The sequence below is a fragment of the Psychroserpens burtonensis DSM 12212 genome (assembly GCF_000425305.1).
GTDB classification, from domain to species: Bacteria; Bacteroidota; Bacteroidia; order Flavobacteriales; family Flavobacteriaceae; genus Psychroserpens; species Psychroserpens burtonensis.
In genome coordinates this window covers 71411-93213 of sequence record NZ_AUDE01000009.1, presented here as the reverse complement: position 1 = coordinate 93213, position 21803 = coordinate 71411, and the positions used below count along the sequence as shown (strand labels likewise).

Annotated in this window: 15 protein-coding genes; 6 read left to right on the top strand and 9 right to left on the bottom strand. The window is 34.3% G+C overall.

The features are described from left to right. Nucleotide 1 precedes the first annotated feature (1 nt). Both H593_RS0103120 and H593_RS0103115 read left to right on the top strand, forming a co-directional pair. The gene (locus H593_RS0103120) at nt 2-901 is read left to right on the top strand and encodes a proline and serine-rich protein 1 family protein (RefSeq protein ID WP_028871085.1); all 900 of its coding nucleotides are present in this window, start codon (nt 2-4) and stop codon (nt 899-901) included. A 137-nt stretch (nt 902-1038) separates the two neighbouring features. Beyond that, entirely contained in the window at nt 1039-2208 is a 1170-nt protein-coding gene (locus H593_RS0103115; protein ID WP_028871084.1) for an MFS transporter, read from the top strand. Nucleotides 2209-2259: 51 nt separating this feature from the next. On the opposite strand, the gene H593_RS0103110 is transcribed toward H593_RS0103115, so the two are convergent. The 5 genes from H593_RS0103110 to H593_RS0103090 form a co-directional block, all read right to left on the bottom strand. Beyond that, a complete protein-coding gene (locus tag H593_RS0103110) occupies nt 2260-2898 on the bottom strand; it encodes a hypothetical protein (protein WP_147231979.1) in 639 nt (212 codons plus the stop codon). A 100-nt stretch (nt 2899-2998) separates the two neighbouring features. Further along, entirely contained in the window at nt 2999-3514 is a 516-nt protein-coding gene (locus tag H593_RS0103105) for a hypothetical protein (protein ID WP_028871082.1), read from the bottom strand. A 213-nt stretch (nt 3515-3727) separates the two neighbouring features. Beyond that, complete coding sequence (locus tag H593_RS0103100) at nt 3728-4411, bottom strand: hypothetical protein (protein WP_028871081.1); 684 nt, start codon at nt 4409-4411, stop codon at nt 3728-3730. Between the two features lie 143 nt (nt 4412-4554). Continuing rightward, nucleotides 4555-5913 carry a UDP-N-acetylmuramate--L-alanine ligase gene (locus H593_RS0103095; RefSeq protein WP_028871080.1) on the bottom strand — a complete coding sequence of 453 codons (1359 nt, stop codon included), beginning with the start codon at nt 5911-5913 and terminating at the stop codon, nt 4555-4557. Between the two features lie 81 nt (nt 5914-5994). Then, nucleotides 5995-6948, bottom strand: coding sequence for a tetratricopeptide repeat protein (locus tag H593_RS0103090; RefSeq protein WP_028871079.1), 954 nt, complete (start codon nt 6946-6948; stop codon nt 5995-5997). A gap of 420 nt (nt 6949-7368) precedes the next feature. On the opposite strand from H593_RS0103090, the gene H593_RS0103085 reads away from it, so the two are divergent. Next, nucleotides 7369-13500, top strand: coding sequence for an alpha-2-macroglobulin family protein (locus H593_RS0103085; protein ID WP_028871078.1), 6132 nt, complete (start codon nt 7369-7371; stop codon nt 13498-13500). 396 nt (nt 13501-13896) lie between these two features. Here the strand turns inward: H593_RS0103085 and H593_RS0103075 are convergent, their stop codons facing one another. The 4 genes from H593_RS0103075 to H593_RS20385 form a co-directional block, all read right to left on the bottom strand. Continuing rightward, entirely contained in the window at nt 13897-14421 is a 525-nt protein-coding gene (locus H593_RS0103075) for a DUF4136 domain-containing protein (RefSeq protein ID WP_028871076.1), read from the bottom strand. A gap of 161 nt (nt 14422-14582) precedes the next feature. Next, on the bottom strand, nt 14583-15293 hold the full coding sequence (locus tag H593_RS0103070; RefSeq protein WP_028871075.1) for an ion transporter: 711 nt from the start codon (nt 15291-15293) through the stop codon (nt 14583-14585). A gap of 51 nt (nt 15294-15344) precedes the next feature. Further along, nucleotides 15345-16343 (bottom strand): GTPase ObgE, encoded by a 999-nt coding sequence (obgE, locus tag H593_RS0103065; RefSeq protein ID WP_028871074.1) that lies wholly within the window; start codon nt 16341-16343, stop codon nt 15345-15347. A 212-nt stretch (nt 16344-16555) separates the two neighbouring features. Next, a complete protein-coding gene (locus tag H593_RS20385) occupies nt 16556-17665 on the bottom strand; it encodes an adenylate kinase (RefSeq protein ID WP_084142254.1) in 1110 nt (369 codons plus the stop codon). 152 nt (nt 17666-17817) lie between these two features. Here H593_RS20385 and H593_RS0103055 point away from each other — a divergent pair, with 152 nt between their 5' ends. From H593_RS0103055 to H593_RS0103045, 3 genes are all read left to right on the top strand, one after another. Further along, nucleotides 17818-18999 (top strand): 5-(carboxyamino)imidazole ribonucleotide synthase, encoded by a 1182-nt coding sequence (locus H593_RS0103055; RefSeq protein WP_245585004.1) that lies wholly within the window; start codon nt 17818-17820, stop codon nt 18997-18999. Between the two features lie 2 nt (nt 19000-19001). Next, the gene (gene purE / locus H593_RS0103050; RefSeq protein WP_028871071.1) at nt 19002-19484 is read left to right on the top strand and encodes a 5-(carboxyamino)imidazole ribonucleotide mutase; all 483 of its coding nucleotides are present in this window, start codon (nt 19002-19004) and stop codon (nt 19482-19484) included. A gap of 208 nt (nt 19485-19692) precedes the next feature. After that, the gene (locus tag H593_RS0103045; protein WP_028871070.1) at nt 19693-21726 is read left to right on the top strand and encodes a M3 family metallopeptidase; all 2034 of its coding nucleotides are present in this window, start codon (nt 19693-19695) and stop codon (nt 21724-21726) included. The last annotated feature ends 77 nt before the right edge of the window (nt 21727-21803 follow it).

The window sequence follows — 21803 nt, the reverse complement described above, 5'->3', positions numbered from 1 at the left end:
TATGAAAAAAATCACCATTTTAGCTTTACTTTTAGTTAGTCTATTCTCAAATGCCCAAGAATCTCGATTAACCATTTTTTCGGAAGATGGAGATGCATTTTATTTGATTCTCAATGGCGTCAGACAAAATAAAGAACCGTTAGTAAATATTGCTGTAGATTATTTAATTAATGAGTATTATGATACTAAAATTATATTTGCCGACGACTCTACTCCTATCCTTAACAAAAGACATCTTATGGTTGTGAATGTTGACAATAGACGAGGTGAGTTTATTTATAAAATCAAAACTACTGAACACGGTAAAAAATTACGTTTTTACTCGTTTACACCTTTCCAAGCTATTTTACCACCTCCAAGTAATGTATCTGTCATTCATTATAATGCTATGCCTCTGCCTCCAATTCAAACCATAACACAAACCACCACCACGATGTCTTCTGGTAATGGCGACCAGATTAATATTGGTGTTGGTGTTAATGCTGGTGGTACTAATGTAGGTATAGGAATCAATGTTAATGCTGGATCATCTACAACCACAACCCAATCAACGACAACGACAATTGGGGGACCAGCTGATGTTGTCATTTTTGAAGACACAGGATGTTATGCCATGTCTCGTTGGGATTTCGGTCAGGCATTAGCATCGATTAAAAGCAAAACGTTTTCAGATTCTAGATTAACTCTCGCAAAACAGGTTACTAAAGGTAGCTGTCTAACTTCAGGTCAAATTACTCAGATTACAAGCTTGTTTGATTTTGAGGATAGTAAATTAGAATATGCAAAGTTTGCCTATTCATATTGTTATAATCCGGAGAATTATTGGAAAGTAAATAACGCTTTTGAATTTGAATCTACAATTGATGAACTAAATGAACATATCGAATCTTTCGGACACTAAATTCTGGTTTTAACTTAGAACACTAAAGGAATCTAGTCGTCTTATAATCCTTGGAAATAAAAATTGCTTTTTTTTTAAAAGAAATACTTAGTTGATAATGAAGTTTTTCGATTGATAGTAAACCCTTAGAGGCTAAAATGACAAGGAAAAACAACATTCTTCCAATTATTGTAATATCCCAATTTTGCTGCACATCACTCTGGTTTGCAAGCAATGCTGTTATGAGCAACCTTGTAAAAGTATTCGACCTTAACGACGGAGCTATTGGATATTTAACATCGTCTGTACAATTTGGTTTTATTGTAGGCACCCTAATATTTGCGGTACTTACCATAGCTGACCGATTTTCACCATCCAAGGTGTTTTTTATATCCGCAATTCTTGGTGCTTTATGCAATAGCGCTATCATTTGGGATAGCAATACATTGACTAGCTTATTAGCATTTCGGTTTTTGACAGGTTTTTTTCTTGCTGGTATTTATCCTGTTGGAATGAAAATTGCTTCAGACTATTACAAAAAAGGTCTGGGTAAGTCCTTAAGCTTTTTAGTGGGAGCTTTAGTTCTAGGCACTGCATTTCCACATATATTAAAAGGTTTTATAGACCTTGCCACTTGGAAACCTATAATTATTACAACCTCAACAATTGCGCTATTAGGTGGATTCCTAATCTTGCTCTTAGTTCCTGACGGTCCAAACAGAATCGTAACAAAAAGTCTGCACTTATCCTCATTTTCAAAAGTCTTTGAGAATGTTAAATTTCGTGCTGCTGCTTTTGGCTATTTTGGACATATGTGGGAACTCTATGCTTTTTGGGCTTTCGTACCTATATTATTAAAAACATATAGTCAATTGCATTCAAATATAGAACTCAATATTGCACTTCTCTCATTTATCATTATTGCTATTGGCGGATTAGGATGTATTATCGCAGGTTACGTATCTGAATACTTCGGAACAAAACAAACCGCATTTACAGCACTTTTATTGTCTTGTATTTGCTGCTTTGTATGTCCGTTTTTCTTCGCTGTTAATTCTGAAATTCTATTTATTGGCTTTCTTATCTTTTGGGGAATTGTTGTGATTGCCGACTCTCCTCTATTTTCAACATTAGTTGCCCAAAATGCAGAACCACAACTAAAAGGGACAGCGCTTACAATAGTAAATTGTATAGGTTTTGCGATTACGATTGTGAGTATTTTACTCTTAAATACTTTAGTAAACTCAACTAACTCTTTAATGGTTTATATGGTTTTAGGAGTTGGGCCTGCACTCGGTTTGATAGGCTTGAGTCGCTCGTCAAAATGAATAAAACCTTCAATTTAAAACAGAAGGCTTACTATATAAAATCGATAGCTATTATTGAATATCGTAAGAATCCAAACGTCTAACGATAACAGGTATCCCACTAGAAACAAATGAAGTCGAATCATAAATTAAGCCTATACCATCAGCATAATAAAAGCGATCTAAACCTGGAGCTTGTTCTCCATCTGGCAAAATAACATAGCGCTCGGAATTGACACATGCAAAATCTTCTGCTTCAACATTGAGTATTGTTGTATTTTCTAGTAGTTGTTCCACTATATTTCCCCAATCATTTTCGTTTAGAGTTCGTAATGAATAATCAGTATTAGTAAATTTCACTGTTCCGTCACTCCATACAAGATTACCTTCCCATTCTCTTAGATTCTCAAAGTGCTCACCATTAGGATTGCAAAATGTTATTTGATCTTCATTTCCTGTAGTGAGTCGTCTAAACTTAAAATAGGTGTTTCCTTCAATGTCTTCCTTAGAAATAATACTTACCGAGTCTATTACTCCAGTATCTTCATAAGTTTCTGAGTTTTGATCGTACCTATAATTTTTATACACCCAAGAATTACCAACGGTTAAGGCATAAAAATTAGAGTCTTGAGCTTCTGGTGTCGTCATGTCATCGTTTGAGCATGAAAAAAAACATGCGAATAAGCATACTGTAATAAGGATACGTTTCATAATTTTAGTTGATTTATAAGAAATTAATAAACGTAATTATGTAGAATAGACGTTGTTGGTTTGGTTGATTTATAAGAATAACGAGACAATCTTGGAGTTATTATGTTTTTGAAGGAAAATCATACTTATCATAACTTTCTATAGACATTATTGGATATTTTCCTCTCAATTCTCTTTGTTCATCATAATAGGCTTTACTGCTCTTATATTCGTCAGAAACTTTTTGTTCTTTTTCACGTAACTCGTGTGCAGCTTTCCATTGAGCTGATAATACAGTAATATAATCCTGATAAATTGTTTCTTGATAAATAATATAATTTACCACTCTATCCTGAGTTATACTATTTTTAAACGTTCTAACTAACATTTGATTTGGAACCTTTAATCCATCTATAACTACTGAATTTTTAACATGTACATTTAGAGTATCTTTAAACGAAGGGTCATATGGAATTGCATCTGGCACTAATGGTGGATAAAAAGAGGCTTCTTTAGGCCTAAATTGAAGTACATCAGGAGTAATTATTTTCCTAAAACCTCTTTGTTCAAAGCTTCGAGTGAGTTCGTCTTCATTATACACATTATAAGTTATTCGTTTATGACCACCAGAAAACATGTGTGCTTCGATCTGTTTAATATAATTTAACTCTATAGTCTTGTCAACTGATATTTTAACCTCTAAAAAATCTTTTAACTCCTCTCTGTAAACAGAACTACGTACTCTATTAATCTCACTTGATATTTCATGAATTTAGATCTCCTCATTAAGTTCATTTCTAATAGTTTTTTTATCATTTATATCTCGAACTATTTTGAGGGTTACAACCGGCTATTTTGTATTAGATGTCTTTTGATAATAAAAAGAATGAGGCAAATCCAAAATTGGATTAGCTTTCAAAGCCATCACATCAATTGCTTTATAATTGACAATATCAATTTTGCTCATACCAAGTGAAAGCAAAAAAAGGAATAGAACATTAACAGCTAAAAACTTCCATTTTTTATTTCTTAAAACTTGATTTATTGTCTTAGTTGATTCTAGATATAAGGCAATAATTAAAAGAATAGCAATATATTTTGGAGTTGATGAAAATGGAAAGTTTATACAACACATTGAAAAAGCTCCAAACATGAAGCCTAATTTACAGAACCCGTAAGCAAAATTAAAATTAAGAAAAATTTGTTCATTTATAATTCGTTTTCGCTTTGTACTTCTCCTTGTCATCAAATTTTGAGGTTGGCTAAACAAAAAACTCACAGCCATTGAATTACCAAAGATAATTGATGAAAAAGCAAAAAATAAATTATAAAAACGCCTATCTACTTCACTGATTATATTGGGATATAAATCAAACTTGAACGACATCACTCTCATTGTTTCTCTTAGAACATAAGAGAAACTGTAGATAATTAAAGCAGACAATAGACCTATTATAATAGAGAGTGCTAGTTTTTTCTTAGAAACGTTTCTAAGATTCAAGTTGTCATCATAAAATCGTTTATTGAATTTCATTAAAGAGTGCTTCTAGTAATGAGTAGGTATAACTCAAGAAATGTTACATTAAAACACAATTGGGCCATTATTGGTGTTCTTCACCAACAACTCAAAATAAAATAATTGTCTACTAGAAAATTGTCGTCAAAACTCTGAGAATCCTAATTACGCAGGAATGTGGTGAGCTCACCAAAATCCAAACCTCCATAATTCCCAGAACTCATCAACAACAACGCCTTATTATCAAATTTCTGAGCAAACAAGAAGTCCTTAAAATCCTCTGGATTGGTATAAATAATCAAATCATCACGCTCAAAAGCATTGGCGATTTGTTCATGAGTAACCTCTTCAAGCTTTTTGATTTCTACGGCGTGAGGTGAGTAAAAAACAACTGCTACATCTGCTGCATCCAAAGCACCTTTATATTCTTTTAGAAATTTAGCATTTAAACTACTGTACGTATGTAATTCTAAGCAAGCCACTAAAGTTCTATCTGGATATTGCTCTTTGAGTGCCTTTGTAGTGGCTTCCACTTTACTTGGTGAATGCGCAAAATCTTTATAAGCAACACTCGTAGACGTTTCGGTAATTTTCTCTAGTCGTTTGCTAGCTCCTTTAAAGGTAGAAATAGCTTCGTAAAAATCATCTTCATCAATTCCCATATGCTGGCAAATCCATTTGGCACCTGCGAGATTATTGAGGTTATGTTTTCCAAATATTTCTATAGGTATGTCACCTTCTGGTGTTGCGAGTAATGTATGTCCGTTTTCTACAACATATTCTGGCGTTTGGTAGGCTAATTTTCTAATTTGATTGTCACTGGCCTCTACAACTCGTTTTACTTCAGGATCTTCTTCATTATAATTGATGCTTCCGCCTTGAACAATACTATCCACAAATACGGAAAATTGCTCCACATAATTCTCATAAGTAGGGAACACATTGATATGATCCCAAGCAATACCGCTTAATAAGGCAATATTGGGTTTGTATAAGTGAAATTTTGGTCGTCTATCAATTGGAGAGCTCAAATATTCATCACCTTCTAAAACGATAAAATCATTATCCTCTGTGAGTTTCACCATCACATCAAAACCTTCTAATTGTGCGCCAACCATATAGTCAACATCACGATCATGATAATGCATCACATGTAAAATCATAGACGTTATAGTCGTTTTACCATGACTTCCTCCAATAACAACACGTGTTTTATGTTTGGACTGCTCGTAGAGAAACTCTGGGTAACTATAAATTTTAAGATTGAGTTCTTGAGCTTTTTTAAGTTCTGCGTTATCTTCTTTAGCATGCATTCCTAAAACGATAGCATCTAAATTTGAAGACACCTTTTCTGGAAACCAACCAAACTCTTTTGGCAGCAATCCTTTGGCTTCTAACCTTGATTTTGAAGGCTCAAAAATAGCATCGTCACTACCTGTAACGTGATATTCTTTATTGTGAAGTGCTAGAGCAAGATTGTGCATGGCACTTCCACCGATAGCTATAAAATGTACGTTCATGTGTTGAATTTTGCAAACCTTCAAAGATACTAATTGAAGTGTTAAGTCTAAAGTCTAATTCGATAACTTTTTTCCGGAGATTTATAAACTTTGAATAGCTGTTTTTTCAGTTTTAAAAATATCAATTTGAGGTAAACTAGTAATTGCTTTATCAATCCATTTCAAGGCATCATCTTTGTTTCTTTTGAATTTATAAATCTGTGCCAACCTATAATAAGCCCAAGCTTTTGGAACGCCATCTTCTGCCGAATAATTTTCAATGTAAATAAGCAAACACTTCTCCCCTTTATCCAACTGTATATTGTATTCTGCGCATACTTTCCCTATTTGATAGTGCATCGCGTTGCGTTTATGCTTTTCTCCTGAAGCTTCTAAGTTGCCAATCACTTTATCCGGCTGCTTTTCTTTTTCATATAAATCGGTGAGCTTATCATAGCAGTTTAATGAGCCACCTTCTGTAATGGCTAATTTATAATATTTCTCGGCTAATTCGGGTTCGTCATCATATTCATAAATATAACCTTTAGCTAAGTACCCATCTACTTTAGACAGTGCTTCCAGCTCCTTAGCATATTGAAAAGATTTACTTTTACTTCCACCAATAATTCCCGGCAGTTGCATATATAATTCTACCAAAGCCCAACGTGCGTCAATGTGTTTAGGGTCTAATTCGGCTGCTTTCAAAAAGGCACCCTTAACGTCTCCAATAATACCGAGTGCTTTCATTTTATTGACACTAAGCGCCTTCATACCTAGAGCCCCACCATATTTATAATGAAAATTTGCGTTATTAGGTTTCCCGTCTACTAATTTCTTATACTGAACGATGGCATCATCCCATTTTTCCTGGTGACCATAAGCATCGCCATATAATTCAATAGCTTCAAGATCGCTTTTATTGGTTTTAACGTATTCTGAAAGTAATTGCTCTGCCTTCTTATATTCCTTTTTATCAATTAATTGTTTAGCATCATTAACGAATGCTTGACCAAAAGTCAAAACAGGAGCTAGTAGAAAAAATAAAAAATGTTTCATTTGTTTGTATACTGTTCTTTATTAATAATGTATCAGGGTGCTAAAAGCTTTTGCATGCCCGATTTATAATATGCTCTAGAGCAAAAAGAGCACCACAATTATGACCCCTTTAATGTGGTACTATTTTTGAGTCTCATTCTACAAAGATAAATAGTTTGTACCAGCTAATATTTGAATTTAATGTTAAAGAAAATGATATTTTTTTCTTTCTATGGCACAAAAAAAATAAAGCATAGCGTTAGTTACGGTTTCTGTTTTTGACAAAATCGGAAGAAAAAAGGGCGTTTCATTCTAATAAATTGAACGAGCAGGTCATATTCACTCTTGAAATTATTAACTTCACTCAACCAAACTAAGCAATGACTCATTTATTGTTTTTTGATTAAAGTTAAGGGCATAAATTCCCTAAAAACCTGAATTATGAAGCCAATTATAAGTGTATTAATGATATTATTATTATTTGCGAGTTTTTCTAACGCTCAAACCAAAGACTACACCAAACTATGGACTCAGGTTGATGCCTTTGACCTGCAGGGTTTACCAAAATCTGCATTACAGGTTGTCGCATCTATTGAAAAAAAAGCAAAAGCTAGCAAGAATACGCCTCAAGAAGTTAAGACGTTACTTTTCCGAAGTAAATATGCGCTTATACTTGAAGAAGAAGCGCAATTTAAGATCATTGGAGAATTTAAAGACGCCATAGCAAAAAGTAAATCGCCAACAAAAAATGTGCTTCAAAATATGTTAGCGACTTTATATTGGCAATATTTCAATCAAAATAGATGGAAATTTTATAATAGAACCAAACTCGACAATTCGGCAGGCTCATTAACCGAAAATGTAGACTTTAGGACTTGGGATTTACGCACCTTAATTGAAGAGGTTCATAAAAATTATGAGCACTCCTTACAAAACGCACATATACTTCAACAAACAAGTATAAATGATTTTGAGGCTATTATTATCTCTCAAACCAATTCTAAAATTTATAGACCTACACTTTTTGATATATTATCACATCAAGCTTTAGAATTTTACAAAACTTCTGAAACTAATATTATTAGACCCGCTTATAAGTTTGAAATTGCAGACCCAAAACTTATTGGTCCATCCAATGATTTTTCAGTCATGCAATTAGAATCTAAAGACTCCACATCTTTGCAGCTTAATGCTTTAAAAATATACCAAAATTTAATACAGTTTCATCTTAATGATACGTCGCCTCAAGCACTGGCTGATGTAGATTTAGAACGTCTAAATTTCGTTTCACAATTTGCTATTTTTGATAATAAAGAAACGTTAGTATTAAAAACTTTACAGAATGAAAGCAAAAAATGGAATGCATTAAACAACAGTATCGCAGCCTTATACGATTTTGAAATTGCAAACGTATATCAAGCACTAGGCGAGACCTATCGACCTAACACCAGTGAAACCCATCGCTGGAAGCTTAAAGAAGCTATTGCACTTTGTGATAACGTAATTACTAAGTATCCAAATAGTCAAGGTGCTGAAAAATGCAATATTTTAAAATCTCAAATACTAACGCCATCCCTTCAAATAATTACTGAAGATGTCCTGCCTATAGATGAGAATGCTCTGTCATTAATTACCTATAAAAATCTTAAAAAGATCAACTTTAAAATTGGAACAGTAACTGATGACGAATTAAAAGTACTTCGCTCCTACAACCAAGTTGACGATAAACTGACTATTTTAACCAGAATGAAAACGATACAAAGCTGGACATCCAATTTAAAAGATGACAATGACTACCAGCAACATCGAACAGAAATCACCATTCCCAAGTTAAAAAATGGACGCTATATTATCTATGCACAAGTACAAAACGATAACAACACATATGCAGTTAAGGAAATTCAAGTTTCAAATCTAGCCTATATCCAGAAAGAAAATAAAGGCGATGTTACCTATCAAATTATTGATAGAACAAATGGTAAACCTATACCTAACGCAGCTATCACTTTAGATGATATTAAAAATTATAGAGGGAATTACAAAACAGATAAGTTCTCTACAGATGATAATGGAGAGTTTATGGTCAAAAAAACAGATTACAACCGCTCTCAAATCAAACTCAAAATTAAAGTAAACAAGGACACTGCTTTATTTGATGGACTAAATCTCAATCGTTATTATAACTACGGAAATAACAAACCTAATTACCCACTTTATAAAGGCTTTATTTTCACCGACAGAAGCATCTACAGACCAGGACAACCACTTTATTTTAAAGCGATTGTTATGACAACAAATGATGACAAAACCGAAGTATTAGCAAACAAAACTTTTGATATTACACTTTACAATGCTAATGGAGAAGAAGTCAAATCTTTAGCATTGGCAACGAATGAATATGGTTCTGTTGCTGGGGAATTTATCATCCCTAACGATGGTTTAACAGGTAATTTCTCTATTAGGCTTAAAGGTGAAAACAATTTAAATTCCTACCAATCTATTTCGGTAGAAGACTATAAACGACCAAAGTTTGAAGCAAAATTCACACCTGTTACAAATACCTATAAAGTTAATGACACGGTTACTGTCAATGGAAATGCGCGTGCTTATGCTGGCAGTAATATTACAGGTGCAAAAGTCGTATATCGTGTTCATAGAAAAGTGCAATATCTAAGATGGTACAATTGGTACAGACCTTATTTTAATTCTGAGCCACAAGAAATTGCTCATGGCGAAACCACCACAGATACAGATGGTGAATTTGAAATAGATTTTAAAGCTATTCCAGATGCAAGTCAAGATAAATCTGGGTTACCAACATTTAATTATGAGGTCACAGCAGATATCACAGATATTAATGGCGAAACTCGCAGTGCAACCACCAATGTAAACGTAGGTTATCATGCGTTAACTGCTCAAATTATTATCACGAACCAAATAGATAAACAAGACAACAAGCAAACGTTTTCCGTAGATACTAGAAATCTAAATGGTGAGTTTGTTCCAGCAAAAGGAACCATCAAAATCTATAAACTTAAAGCGTCAAATACGGTTTTAAGACCTCGACCTTGGGAAGCTCCAGATTATCAAGAGTTTACTAACGATGAATTTAAGACCTTATTCCCAAATGAAGCCTATATCAATGAAGATAACTCTAACAACTGGGACAAAGGAGAACTCGTGTATTCTAAAGATTTTAATACTGAAACTTCCAAAGAACTCCAACTAGGCAAAATAAAACGATGGACGTCTGGGGTTTACCTAGTGCTTTTAGAAAGTAAAGATCGTTTTGGTCAAGAGGTTAAAGATGAAGTTCAAACTATGGTTTATAGTAACGACGACAACACTTTAGCAGATCATCAACTCTTTAAAATTACTACGAACAAAAATTCTTATAGCACTAATGATACTGTTGAACTTTTAATTGGCTCTTCTGCAGAAGGGTTATTTGTTACTATAGAAATTGAGAAAGATCATAACATTATAAGCAAGCATGTCGTTGCACTCCATAACGAGAAACAAACGATAACAATCCCAGTGTATGAAAACGACTTAGGTGGTTTTGTTGTGCATTACAGTTATGCGTTTAAAAATAGTTTTAACAATGGAAGTCTCAATATTGCTGTACCCTATCCAAAAACAGATTTAAAAATTGAAACACTTACTTTTAGAGACAAACTCCAACCTGGAATCGATGAAACTTGGCGTTTTAAGATCAAAGGACCTAAAGGTGATAAAGTCGCTGCAGAGCTTCTTGCCAGCATGTATGACGCCTCTCTTAATCAATTTAAAACTCATGATTGGTCATTTAACCCGATCCAACAACCGTCTTACTATTCGTATTATCGAACAAATTCTGGTAGAAGTTTTGTAGTGAATCCGTTTAGTATTGATAATTTACAAAATAATACTGGCAATTATAGTGTTCAAGACTATGATGCTTTGAATTTCTTTGGGCTTTATTTAGGAAATGGAAGAACTAACTATTTAATGAAATCGTCTTCCGTTGCTCTTGAATATGTAAGAGAAATATCAGTCGACGATGCCAAAAGGGAAATTGATAACACTAAAATTGGTTATTTATCAAAAGGCCAAGCTGCTGGTGTGAGCGTTTCAACTGGCAGTGGACAACCAGGAAGTAGCGCAAACGTAGTGATAAGAGGACGGAGTTCAGTTGATGATAATCCTAATATTATAGAAAAACAAAACTTCAACAACGTAACAATTCGTAAAAATCTTCAGGAGACCGCTTTCTTTTTTCCGCAGTTACAAACAGACAAAGAAGGGAATGTGAGTTTTAGTTTCACCACACCTGAGGCTCTGACCAAATGGAAATTACAATTACTAGCACACACAAAATCTTTAAAAAGTAACATAACTTCTTTAGAAACTGTGACTCAAAAAGAATTGATGGTCATCCCAAATGCGCCTCGTTTTTTAAGAGAAGGTGATCAAATTAGTATCAGTACTAAAATTGCAAACCTTAGTGACGGCCCACTCAAAGGTGTTGCAGTACTTCAGTTATTTGATGCACTTACTGGTGAATCTATTGATCAAAAACTATCAAATGCTTTTAATGAATTAGGTTTCATAGTTTCGGCCAAAGGAAATACAAATGTCACTTGGAATCTTGATATTCCATACGATGTTGACGCTGTACGATATAAAATTATCGCAAAATCAGGTGGTTTTAGTGATGGCGAACAAAACGCACTACCTGTATTAAGTAATAGAAGGTTAGTCACAGAAACATTATCCATGTGGATTAAGAGTAATGAGACACGAACGTTTACTTTAGATAAGTTGGCGACAACGACATCAACAACCTTGAAGCATCACAAACTGACATTAGAAATGACCTCAAATCCTACTTGGTATGCCGTGCAAGCCTTGCCTTATTTGATGGAATATCCTTATGAGTGTAACGAGCAAACTTTTAGTCGTTACTACGCGAATGCTCTAGCAAGTCATATTGCGAATAGCAATCCTAGAATTCAAGAGGTTTTTAATCTGTGGCGAAATACAGATGCTTTGCTTTCTAATTTAGAAAAGAACCAAGAATTGAAATCCATTTTAATTCAAGAAACACCTTGGCTACGTGATGCCCAAAGTGAAACCGAACAGAAAAAACGTATTGCTCTCCTATTCGATTTAAATAAAATGAATAATGAGTTAGACTCTGCAATGCGCAAACTCAAAAATGGTCAAATGAGTAATGGTGCATGGTCATGGTTCAATGGAGGACGATCAAACCGCTATATCACACAGCATATCATTACTGGGTTCGGTCATTTAGATAAGTTATCTGTCACGACGAGTGAAGACGAGATGCCAATGATTGGAAAAGCAATCGCATACCTAGACGCTGAGTTTATTCAAGAATATAAAGACATCAGAAAATATAACAAGGATGCCGATTTAAGTAAAGATCACCTGAGCTATACGCAACTGCACTATTTGTATATGCGTAGCTTTTTTCCGGAGATAAAAATATCAAAAGAAGTGGAGACCATTACAGATTATTACCAGACGCAAATCCAGAAATACGGGATAAGTCGATCGCTATATGCCAAAGGATTAATGGCGTTAGTGCTTTATAGGATGGATGACAGCAGTACCTCTGCAAAACTTATGAAATCTCTACGCGAAACGAGTATTACTTCAAAAGAATTAGGTATGTACTGGAAAGCAAACACAAGTTCATGGCACTGGTATCAAGCGCCAATTGAAACGCAAGCATTATTGATTGAAGTATTTTCTGAAGCTGGTACTGCCTTTCAGGGTGAAACGAAGAATCTTGAAGATATTGATAATCTAAAAATCTGGTTGCTTAAAAATAAGCAAACCAACCGCTGGAAAACCACAAAAGCCACTACGGCAGCTGTTTATGCTTTGCTGCTGCAAGGCGGCGATTGGTTGAGTGTCACAGACATGGTGGATATCGTTATTGGCGGGCAGCAAATTGCTCCTTCAAAATTAGAAGATGTCAAGGTTGAAGCTGGAACTGGGTATTTTAAAACGCGTTGGAATTCTTCGGAAATTGAACCAGACATGGCAACCGTCAAATTAATAAAGAAAGGGGATGGCATTGCTTGGGGAGGTTTATACTGGCAATATTTTGAAGATTTAGATAAAATAACCTCAGCGGAAACACCTCTTAAACTTAGCAAAAAACTCTTTAAGAAAACCAACACAGATACTGGTGAACAAATAACAGAAATCACAGCAGAAACCAATTTAAAAGTTGGCGATTTGGTAAGCGTTCGCATAGAATTACGAAGTGATCGCCCAATGGAATTCATTCACATGAAAGACATGAGAGCTGCAGGATTAGAACCTGTTAATGTATTGTCTCAGTATCAATACCAAGATGGGCTGGGTTATTATGAAAGTACAAAAGACGCATCAACCAATTTCTTTTTTGACTATTTACCCAAAGGTGTTTATGTTTTTGAATATGATTTAAGAGTAAATAACGCTGGTAATATGAGTAATGGGATCACGACGATTCAAAGTATGTATGCTCCAGAGTTTAGCAGTCACAGTGAAGGTATTAGGATTAGTGTTGATTAAAAACTCAACTGCTCTTTAAACAAATACGATTGTCGTCTGGAGATTTCAATTTCTTCTCCAGATTATATTTCTATTTTTAGTTTCCAATTCAACCAAGGCACCACTTTTTTAACATGGTGAATGTTTATGATTAGCCATATAGTATTTAAATTTTTAAATGCTCGCAACCAAACAGGTTTACGAATACATTTTTTTGTTGGAAACCTTTAATAGATAAAAAGACGAGGACTAAAGCGCCAAATAACAAGGACGTTGCAATTACAATATTTTCTCTAAAATTGTACGCATGTGCTAACGAAAATCCAATTAAAATAACAGAAGAACGTTTAGCCATGTTATTATGACCAACGGTAAAATGATTTATACGAACGGAAAAAAGGCTCTATATTTTAAGATCTATTTTATTTCTGGCGGAAAGCCTTTTAAAACCTTTTCAACAATAGCAATAAATAAAGCTTCGCGCTTTTCGGGAGATGCGTTTAGTTTAAAATTTGATTCTGAAACTGCTTGCCAAAAGAGCGCGTCATTACTTTCATCAACAAAATCAAAAATAATTTCTCTACCTAATTTTGTTTGGCCTATTGGTAATCCTATTGAAAGTCCGCCACCTACATTATTACCAACTCCACCAACTCCCACTCCTACTGTGCTTCCTCTTGCTTGTTGAAATTCGATACTCTTAATATCTATCAAAAAATCTGGAGTTTCAGATACCATATAACCCCTACTTAATAAGGCACTATCTAATGCTTTAAATAGACGTTTTGAATCTAATTCACTCATTCCTGTATTCACATCTGAAAAATAATTATAGGTCTTATAACTCTTAAAATTTGTGGTTTTGTCGTAATCATAATTGACGTAAATTGAAGAACAAGATGTCAATACTATTAGAAATAAGAGTATGAATAACTTTTTCATGGCTTTTTTATTTTAAAAGTAGCAAAATTATTTCTTATGCTTTATTATTCTTTACCAGTGCGTTAAGGATGGAGCAATTGTTGGAGCTCATCTTTGATAGCGACTTGCGAGAGCCAGACCCTTTGTAGTTTTCTACGGAAAAGGGTAACGTCCATAAAAAATTATTTTTTATCGTCAGGGTCTACAGATTTTGTCAATGCTGAAGAAATAATACCAGTTGGAATAGCTACAATACCCAAACCAATCATAAGAATAAAAAAGGTAAACATCTTACCTCCTATGGTGATCGGATATACGTCACCATAACCCACTGTAGTTAACGTAATAATTGCCCACCATAAACTATCAAAAATGGAAGAAAAATGCTCTGGTTGCGCTTGGTTTTCAAAATAATAAATACCAACAGCAGCAAAATAAATAAGAATTAATGTAATAAAAATGAATAAAAATATTTGCTCTTTTGCAGATTTTATAGCTCTTGTAAATTGAGTCATCGCACGATTATAGCGTACGAGTTTAAATATTCTAAATAATCTTAAAAAACGTAAAGCTCGCAATGATCTTAAATCTACTCCAAAGGCTAAATAAAATGGGAGAATAGCTAGAAAATCAATAAGACCAAAAAAGCTAAAAATGAATTTCAATTTATGGTTTGCAACATAGATTCGCAATAGGTATTCTATGGTAAAGATAATGACGCAAAATGTTTCTACAAAATGAAGTATAGATCTGGTTTTTGGATCCAAATCTGGTATCGTTTCCATAGAAAATGTTACGATTGACACCAAAATCAATGCTTGAATACACAAGGAAAAAAAACGGCTGACTGGATTATCGTTAATTTCTACAATGCTTTTGATATACTCTTTCATAACTATTAGACTAAAACTATAATACATGAATCTTTACGAAAGTCAAGACTATTAACCGTTAAGCATTTTCCAAAGTTTATCTTTCAATTCGACAATACCCTTTTGAGCTATAGAGGAAATAAACATGTATTCAATTGGAAGTGTCTTATCTAATTCATTTGCCAATTCTACTTGAAGTTCATCATCCAACATATCACTTTTAGATATCGCAATCATACGTTCTTTATCCAACATTTCTGGATTATAACGCCTGAGTTCATCTAAGAGAATATCATATTGCTTACGAATATCTTTAGCATCTGCAGGAATTAAAAATAGTAAAATCGAGTTGCGTTCTATATGACGTAAAAAGTAATGACCAAGTCCTTTCCCTTCAGCAGCCCCTTCAATAATTCCAGGAATATCTGCCATTACAAATGTTTGGTAATCGCGATATTCTACAATCCCTAAATTAGGTTTTAAGGTTGTAAATTCATAGTCTGCAATTTTAGGTTTTGCTGCGGTAACTACAGAAAGCAATGTGGATTTCCCAGCATTTGGAAAACCTACTAAACCAACATCTGCCAAGATTTTAAGCTCTAAAGTAATTCTGTTTTCTTCAAGATCTTCTCCAGGTTGCGCAAATCGAGGTGTTTGGTTACGGGAGTTTTTGAAATGCCAGTTTCCTAATCCTCCACGTCCTCCTTGAGCGATGATCTGCTCTTCACCATCCTCAGTAATTTCAAATAAGGTCTCATCGGTTTCTGTATCTTTCACAACAGTTCCCAAAGGCACATCAATATAGACATCTTCTCCATCTGCACCTGTACTTCTACTCTTGCTTCCAGATCCTCCATGACCAGCTCGTGCGTGGCGCTTAAATTTTAAATGTAAAAGTGTCCATAGGTTAGAACTCGCACGAATGATGACATGACCGCCTCGACCACCATCTCCTCCATCTGGACCACCTTTTTCTATGAATTTTTCGCGATGCAAGTGTGCAGAGCCTTGTCCTCCCTTTCCAGAAGAAACCTGTATTTTTACGTAGTCAACGAAGTTACCTTCAGTCATATTATTATCTTCATTTCAAGCTTTTGATCTAAAATTTACTGACGGCCAGTGGCTGTCCTCCTTTCAATTTCAAATCTTCAGTCATATTATTATCTTGATTTCATCATTTAGATTTAAATTACCTGACAGCCACTGGCTGTCCTCCTTTTAATTTCAAATCTTCAGTCATAATCTTTTTTATCTATACTCGTTTGCTTATAAAGTAAGCTACCTTATAATTTATCAATCACAACGTTTAAGCGCTCTGTAATACCCTCAATACTACCAACACCATCAACACCAAAGTACTTGTCTTGAGATTCGTAATAGTCTTTTAATATTGCTGTTTTCTTGTAGTATTCTGTAATTCTGTTTCTAATGATTGATTCATCAGCGTCATCTTTTCTACCGCTAGTTTTACCACGCTCTAATAAACGTCCAACAAGCACTTCATCATCCACTTCTAAAGCAATCATCGCATTTATTTTAGAATCTTTATGATCCATTAATTGATCCAAAGCTTCTGCCTGAGCGTTTGTTCTTGGAAAACCATCAAAGATAAACCCTTGAGCATCTGTATTTTTCTCCACTTCTGCATTTAGCATATCAATAGTAACCTGGTCTGGAACTAATGCTCCTTTATCCATGAAAGACTTTGCCAACATGCCTAATGCCGTTTTGTTTTTTATATTGAACCGAAACACATCTCCTGTAGAGATATGAACTAGATTATATTTTTCCTTTAAAAAATTAGCTTGTGTTCCTTTTCCTGCACCTGGAGGTCCAAATAGGACTAAATTAGTCATGTGTTGTCTTGTTTTTAATTGATATACAGCCGGTAAATGTCTTCCCAGACCATCATAGTCTAATCCATAACCAACTATGAATTTATTAGGAATCTCCATACCTACATAATGTAATTTATAATCTTTTTTATAAGCTTCTGGCTTGTAAAATAAAGTAGCAATTTTTAATTCATCCACGTTTTCATTTTCAAAAATACGATGCACTTCTACTAATGTATTTCCAGAATCAATAATATCTTCTAAAATGACTACTTTTCTGCCAGATAAATCTTGTGTTAAACCGATAAGCCTATGAATATCTTCAGTTGACTTCAAACCTTCATAAGAAGCCAACTTTATAAAAGTAACTTCACAAGGTTTAGGATATTTTTTTACAAAATCACTTACAAACATGAAAGAACCGTTCAAGATTCCCACAAATACCGGGACTTCGTCTTGTAAATCGTTTGCTATCTCATCTACCAAACGTTGTACTGTAGCATCTAATTCTTGCTCAGAAATGAATGGTTTAAAGTATAAATCGTGTAGTTTAATCACTTGTTTTTGATTTTAAAAATCCAAAGATACGGATTTGATTTACGATTGCCGATTTTCAATTTATGATTTTAGAATATTGTTTTATAATTAGTGTATTTTTGTAATGGCAAAGCGTAGATTTTTGCTAAAATAGTATCTCAACTACGCTCGATATGACATTAATATTCGCAAAGCAAATGGCAAACTATTTCTCTTCAGATTTCAAACTCGGTATTCTTGGTGGTGGACAACTCGGTAAAATGATGTTGTATACCACGAGAAAATTTGACATTAAAACACACGTCATGGATTCTAGTGAAGAAGCGCCATGTAGAAGCGCATGTAATCATTTTACACTAGGTGATTTAATGGATTTTGATGCGGTTTATAACTTCGGAAAGCAAGTCAATCTTGTAACATTTGAGATTGAAAACGTCAATGTTGATGCCCTTGAGAAATTAGAAAAAGAAGGTATCAAAGTATATCCATCATCAAAGAATCTTCGTATTATTCAAAATAAAGCCACACAAAAATTGTTTTATCGCGACCATGGGATTCCAACATCAGATTTTACGCGCTTTGCTTACCTATCGGAAATTGAAGATGCCATTGATAATGGCGGATTAAAATTCCCATTTGTTTGGAAAGCCGCACAGTTTGGATATGACGGCAATGGTGTAAAAATAGTGAGACAACTTTCAGATTTAGAAGATTTACCAAAAGGGGAATGTATTGCAGAAGATTTAGTACCTTTTAAAAATGAGTTGGCAGTTATTGTGGTACGAAACCCAAATGGCGATGTGAAAACATATCCCGTTGTAGAAATGGAATTTCATCCAGAAGCCAATCAAGTTGAGTATGTGATTTGTCCTGCTAGAATAGACGAAGCTGTTGCTAAAAAAGCAAAAAACGTAGCGCTTAAAGTTTCCGAAGCATTTAAACACGTGGGACTTTTAGCAGTAGAACTCTTTCAAACCGAAACCGATGACATATTAGTAAATGAAGTCGCTCCAAGACCACACAACTCAGGTCACCAAACGATTGAAGCCAACTATACGTCTCAATTTGAGCAACATATACGCGCTATTTTAAATCTACCGTTAGGTAAAACAGAGAGCATAGTTGGTGGTATTATGGTAAATTTAGTGGGTGCAGAAGGACACACTGGTGATGTTGTTTACGAAAACATAGAAGAAATCATGTCACTTGAAGGCGTAACGCCACATATCTACGGAAAAAAGCAAACGCGACCATTTCGTAAAATGGGACATGTTACCATTGTAAATGAAGATCTTAATGACGCCAGACGAATTGCTGAACAAGTCAAGAAAACGATAAAAGTTATAAGTAAATAAATATGAATAAAGTAGCAGTAATCATGGGAAGTAAAAGTGACCTTCCTGTCATGCAAGACGCCATTGACATCTTAAAAGAGTTTAAAATAGAGGTTGAAGTAGATATTGTATCTGCACATCGAACGCCTGAAAAATTATTCGATTTTAGTAAAAACGCACATTCTAGAGGTATCAATGTTATTATCGCAGGCGCGGGTGGTGCCGCACATTTACCAGGAATGGTCGCTTCTTTATCTCCATTACCTGTGATTGGTGTTCCCGTAAAAAGCAGTAATTCAATTGATGGTTGGGATTCAATACTATCTATTTTACAAATGCCTGGAGGAGTCCCTGTGGCAACAGTTGCTCTAAACGGTGCAAAAAACGCTGGAATTCTTGCTGCCCAAATTATTGGCGTTTCAAATGAAGAGGTGCGCAAAACTATTATTGATTATAAAGAAAGTTTAAAAATTAAAGTGATCGAATCCTCTAAGAATTTAGGCTAATCTACAGCATAAAAAAACCTCGCTTTTATACGAGGTTTTAGAGCTATTAATCAATGTTATTAAATCTTTCTTCTCAGTAATATTAAATAACAATGCAAATGTACTTATAATTTAACGGGGAATTCTTAAGGTTTAGTTAATGGTTTCCAAATACTTATAAACATTTCAACATTAATTCTAACAAAAATCTTTAATTATATTTTTAAAAATGAATATTCTAAATACTACATTCAACACACCTTACCATACTGCTCCTTTTTCGAAAATTAAGAATGAGGATTATATGCCTGCGTTTTTAAAAGCGATTAAAAAAGCCAAAGTAGAAATCGATACGATTGCAAATTCTTCCGAAACACCTAGTTTTAAGAACACTATTGAGGCATTGGATTTTTCGGGAGAGGAATTAGATCGATTATCAAGCATATTTTTCAATCTGAATAGTGCTGAAACTAATGACCACATCCAAAAGATTGCTCAAGAGGTGTCTCCTCTACTTTCTGACTTTAGTAATGATATTACGCTTAACGAATCTTTATTTAAACGTGTCAAAGCAGTTTATGACCAAAAGTCTAATTTAGACTTGACTACGGAGCAAAGTACGCTTCTCGACAAAAAATATAAAGGCTTTTCTAGAAATGGTGCAAATCTTTCCGAAGAAAAGAAAACAAGACTTCGCGAGATTGACAAGCAATCCAGCAAGTTGAAGCTTAATTTTGGTGAAAACATTTTAGCAGAAACTAATAAATTTGAAATGCACCTTACTAATGAAAATGATCTTACAGGATTACCAGAAGGCGCAAAAGAAGCCGCACAGCAATTGGCTGAATCTAAAAATAAAGAAGGTTGGTTGATTACTTTAGATTACCCTAGTTATATCCCTTTTATGACGTATGCAGATAATCGTGAGTTAAGAAAAGAACTCGCTATTTCTGCAGGTTCAAAAGCATTTAAAGGTGACGCGTTAGATAATCAAGATAACGTTTTACAAATTGTAAAATTACGTCATGAACGTGCCAATTTATTAGGTTATAAAACGCATGCACATTTTGTATTAGAAGAGCGCATGGCAAAAACACCTGAGACCGTTGAAAATTTCTTAAATGAACTTTTAGAAAAAGCAAAGCCTGCTGCCCAGAATGAATTTGAAAATTTAGAGCAGTTTGCGAAAGACTTGGATGGTATTGATAGATTAGAAAAATGGGATGGTTCTTATTATGCTGAGAAACTGAAACAAAAATTATTTAGTTTAGATGATGAACAATTAAAACCCTATTTCAAATTAGAAAACGTGATTAATGGCGCCTTTACGATTGCAGAGCGTTTATTTGATTTAAAATTTGAAGAAATTGATACTATTGACAAATATCATAAAGATGTTCTGACTTATAAAGTAACAGATAACAAAGGAAATTTAGTATCTATTTTCTATGCCGATTTCTTCCCAAGAGCAGGAAAGCGAAATGGTGCATGGATGACAGTGTATAAACCACAATACATTAAGGATGGCGTTAATGACAGACCACATATTTCTAATGTTTGCAACTTTACAAAACCAACAAAAAGTAAACCGTCATTGCTTACATTTAATGAAGTAACAACATTATTTCATGAGTTTGGTCATGCCCTACACGGAATGCTTGCTAACACAACCTATCCTAGTCTCTCAGGCACAAGCGTGTTTTGGGATTTTGTTGAGTTACCAAGTCAAGTATTGGAGAACTGGTGTTATGAAAAAGAAGCGTTGGAGTTATTTGCAACCCACTATGAAACCGGAGCAGTGATTCCTATGGAACTTATAGAAAAAATTAAAGCATCGTCTACCTTTCATGAAGGTATGCAAACCTTAAGACAAATTAGTTTTGGCCTCTTGGATATGTCATGGCATGGACAAGATCCAACCGCCATTACAAATATAAAAACTCACGAGTTTAAAGCATTTGAAAACACAAAACTTTATCCTGATGTTCAGGAGAATTGCATGAGTACTTCGTTTGCTCATATCTTTCAAGGTGGTTACAGTTCTGGTTATTACAGTTATAAATGGGCAGAACTTTTAGATGCAGACGCCTTTGAATATTTCTTAGAAGAAGGCATTTTTAACAAAGTGGTTGCTCAAAAATTCAAGGATAATGTATTATCCCAAGGTGGCATTGAAGACCCTATGACGTTATATAAACGTTTTAGAGGGAAAGAACCAAGACCAGATGCGTTGTTGAAACGTGCTGGATTGATAGAAAAATAAGAACTTAAAGGGTTGGAATAAAAATTCAACCTTTTATTTTAAAACAAACTTTCAATAATTATTGAAAGTTTGAAATA

Bases quoted from the DNA above. Each gene is read 5' to 3' on its own strand.
- H593_RS0103090 (WP_028871079.1), bottom strand. From the start codon at position 6,948: ATGAAACATTTTTTATTTTTTCTACTAGCTCCTGTTTTGACTTTTGGT.
- H593_RS0103100 (WP_028871081.1), bottom strand. From the start codon at position 4,411: ATGAAATTCAATAAACGATTTTATGATGACAACTTGAATCTTAGAAAC.
- H593_RS0103045 (WP_028871070.1), top strand. From the start codon at position 19,693: ATGAATATTCTAAATACTACATTCAACACACCTTACCATACTGCTCCT.
- H593_RS0103120 (WP_028871085.1), top strand. From the start codon at position 2: ATGAAAAAAATCACCATTTTAGCTTTACTTTTAGTTAGTCTATTCTCA.
- H593_RS0103075 (WP_028871076.1), bottom strand. From the start codon at position 14,421: ATGAAAAAGTTATTCATACTCTTATTTCTAATAGTATTGACATCTTGT.
- purE (WP_028871071.1), top strand. From the start codon at position 19,002: ATGAATAAAGTAGCAGTAATCATGGGAAGTAAAAGTGACCTTCCTGTC.
- H593_RS0103115 (WP_028871084.1), top strand. From the start codon at position 1,039: ATGACAAGGAAAAACAACATTCTTCCAATTATTGTAATATCCCAATTT.
- H593_RS0103110 (WP_147231979.1), bottom strand. From the start codon at position 2,898: ATGAAACGTATCCTTATTACAGTATGCTTATTCGCATGTTTTTTTTCA.
- H593_RS0103105 (WP_028871082.1), bottom strand. From the start codon at position 3,514: ATGTTTTCTGGTGGTCATAAACGAATAACTTATAATGTGTATAATGAA.
- H593_RS0103070 (WP_028871075.1), bottom strand. From the start codon at position 15,293: ATGAAAGAGTATATCAAAAGCATTGTAGAAATTAACGATAATCCAGTC.
- H593_RS0103095 (WP_028871080.1), bottom strand. From the start codon at position 5,913: ATGAACGTACATTTTATAGCTATCGGTGGAAGTGCCATGCACAATCTT.
- H593_RS0103055 (WP_245585004.1), top strand. From the start codon at position 17,818: ATGACATTAATATTCGCAAAGCAAATGGCAAACTATTTCTCTTCAGAT.
- H593_RS0103085 (WP_028871078.1), top strand. From the start codon at position 7,369: ATGAAGCCAATTATAAGTGTATTAATGATATTATTATTATTTGCGAGT.
- obgE (WP_028871074.1), bottom strand. From the start codon at position 16,343: ATGACTGAAGGTAACTTCGTTGACTACGTAAAAATACAGGTTTCTTCT.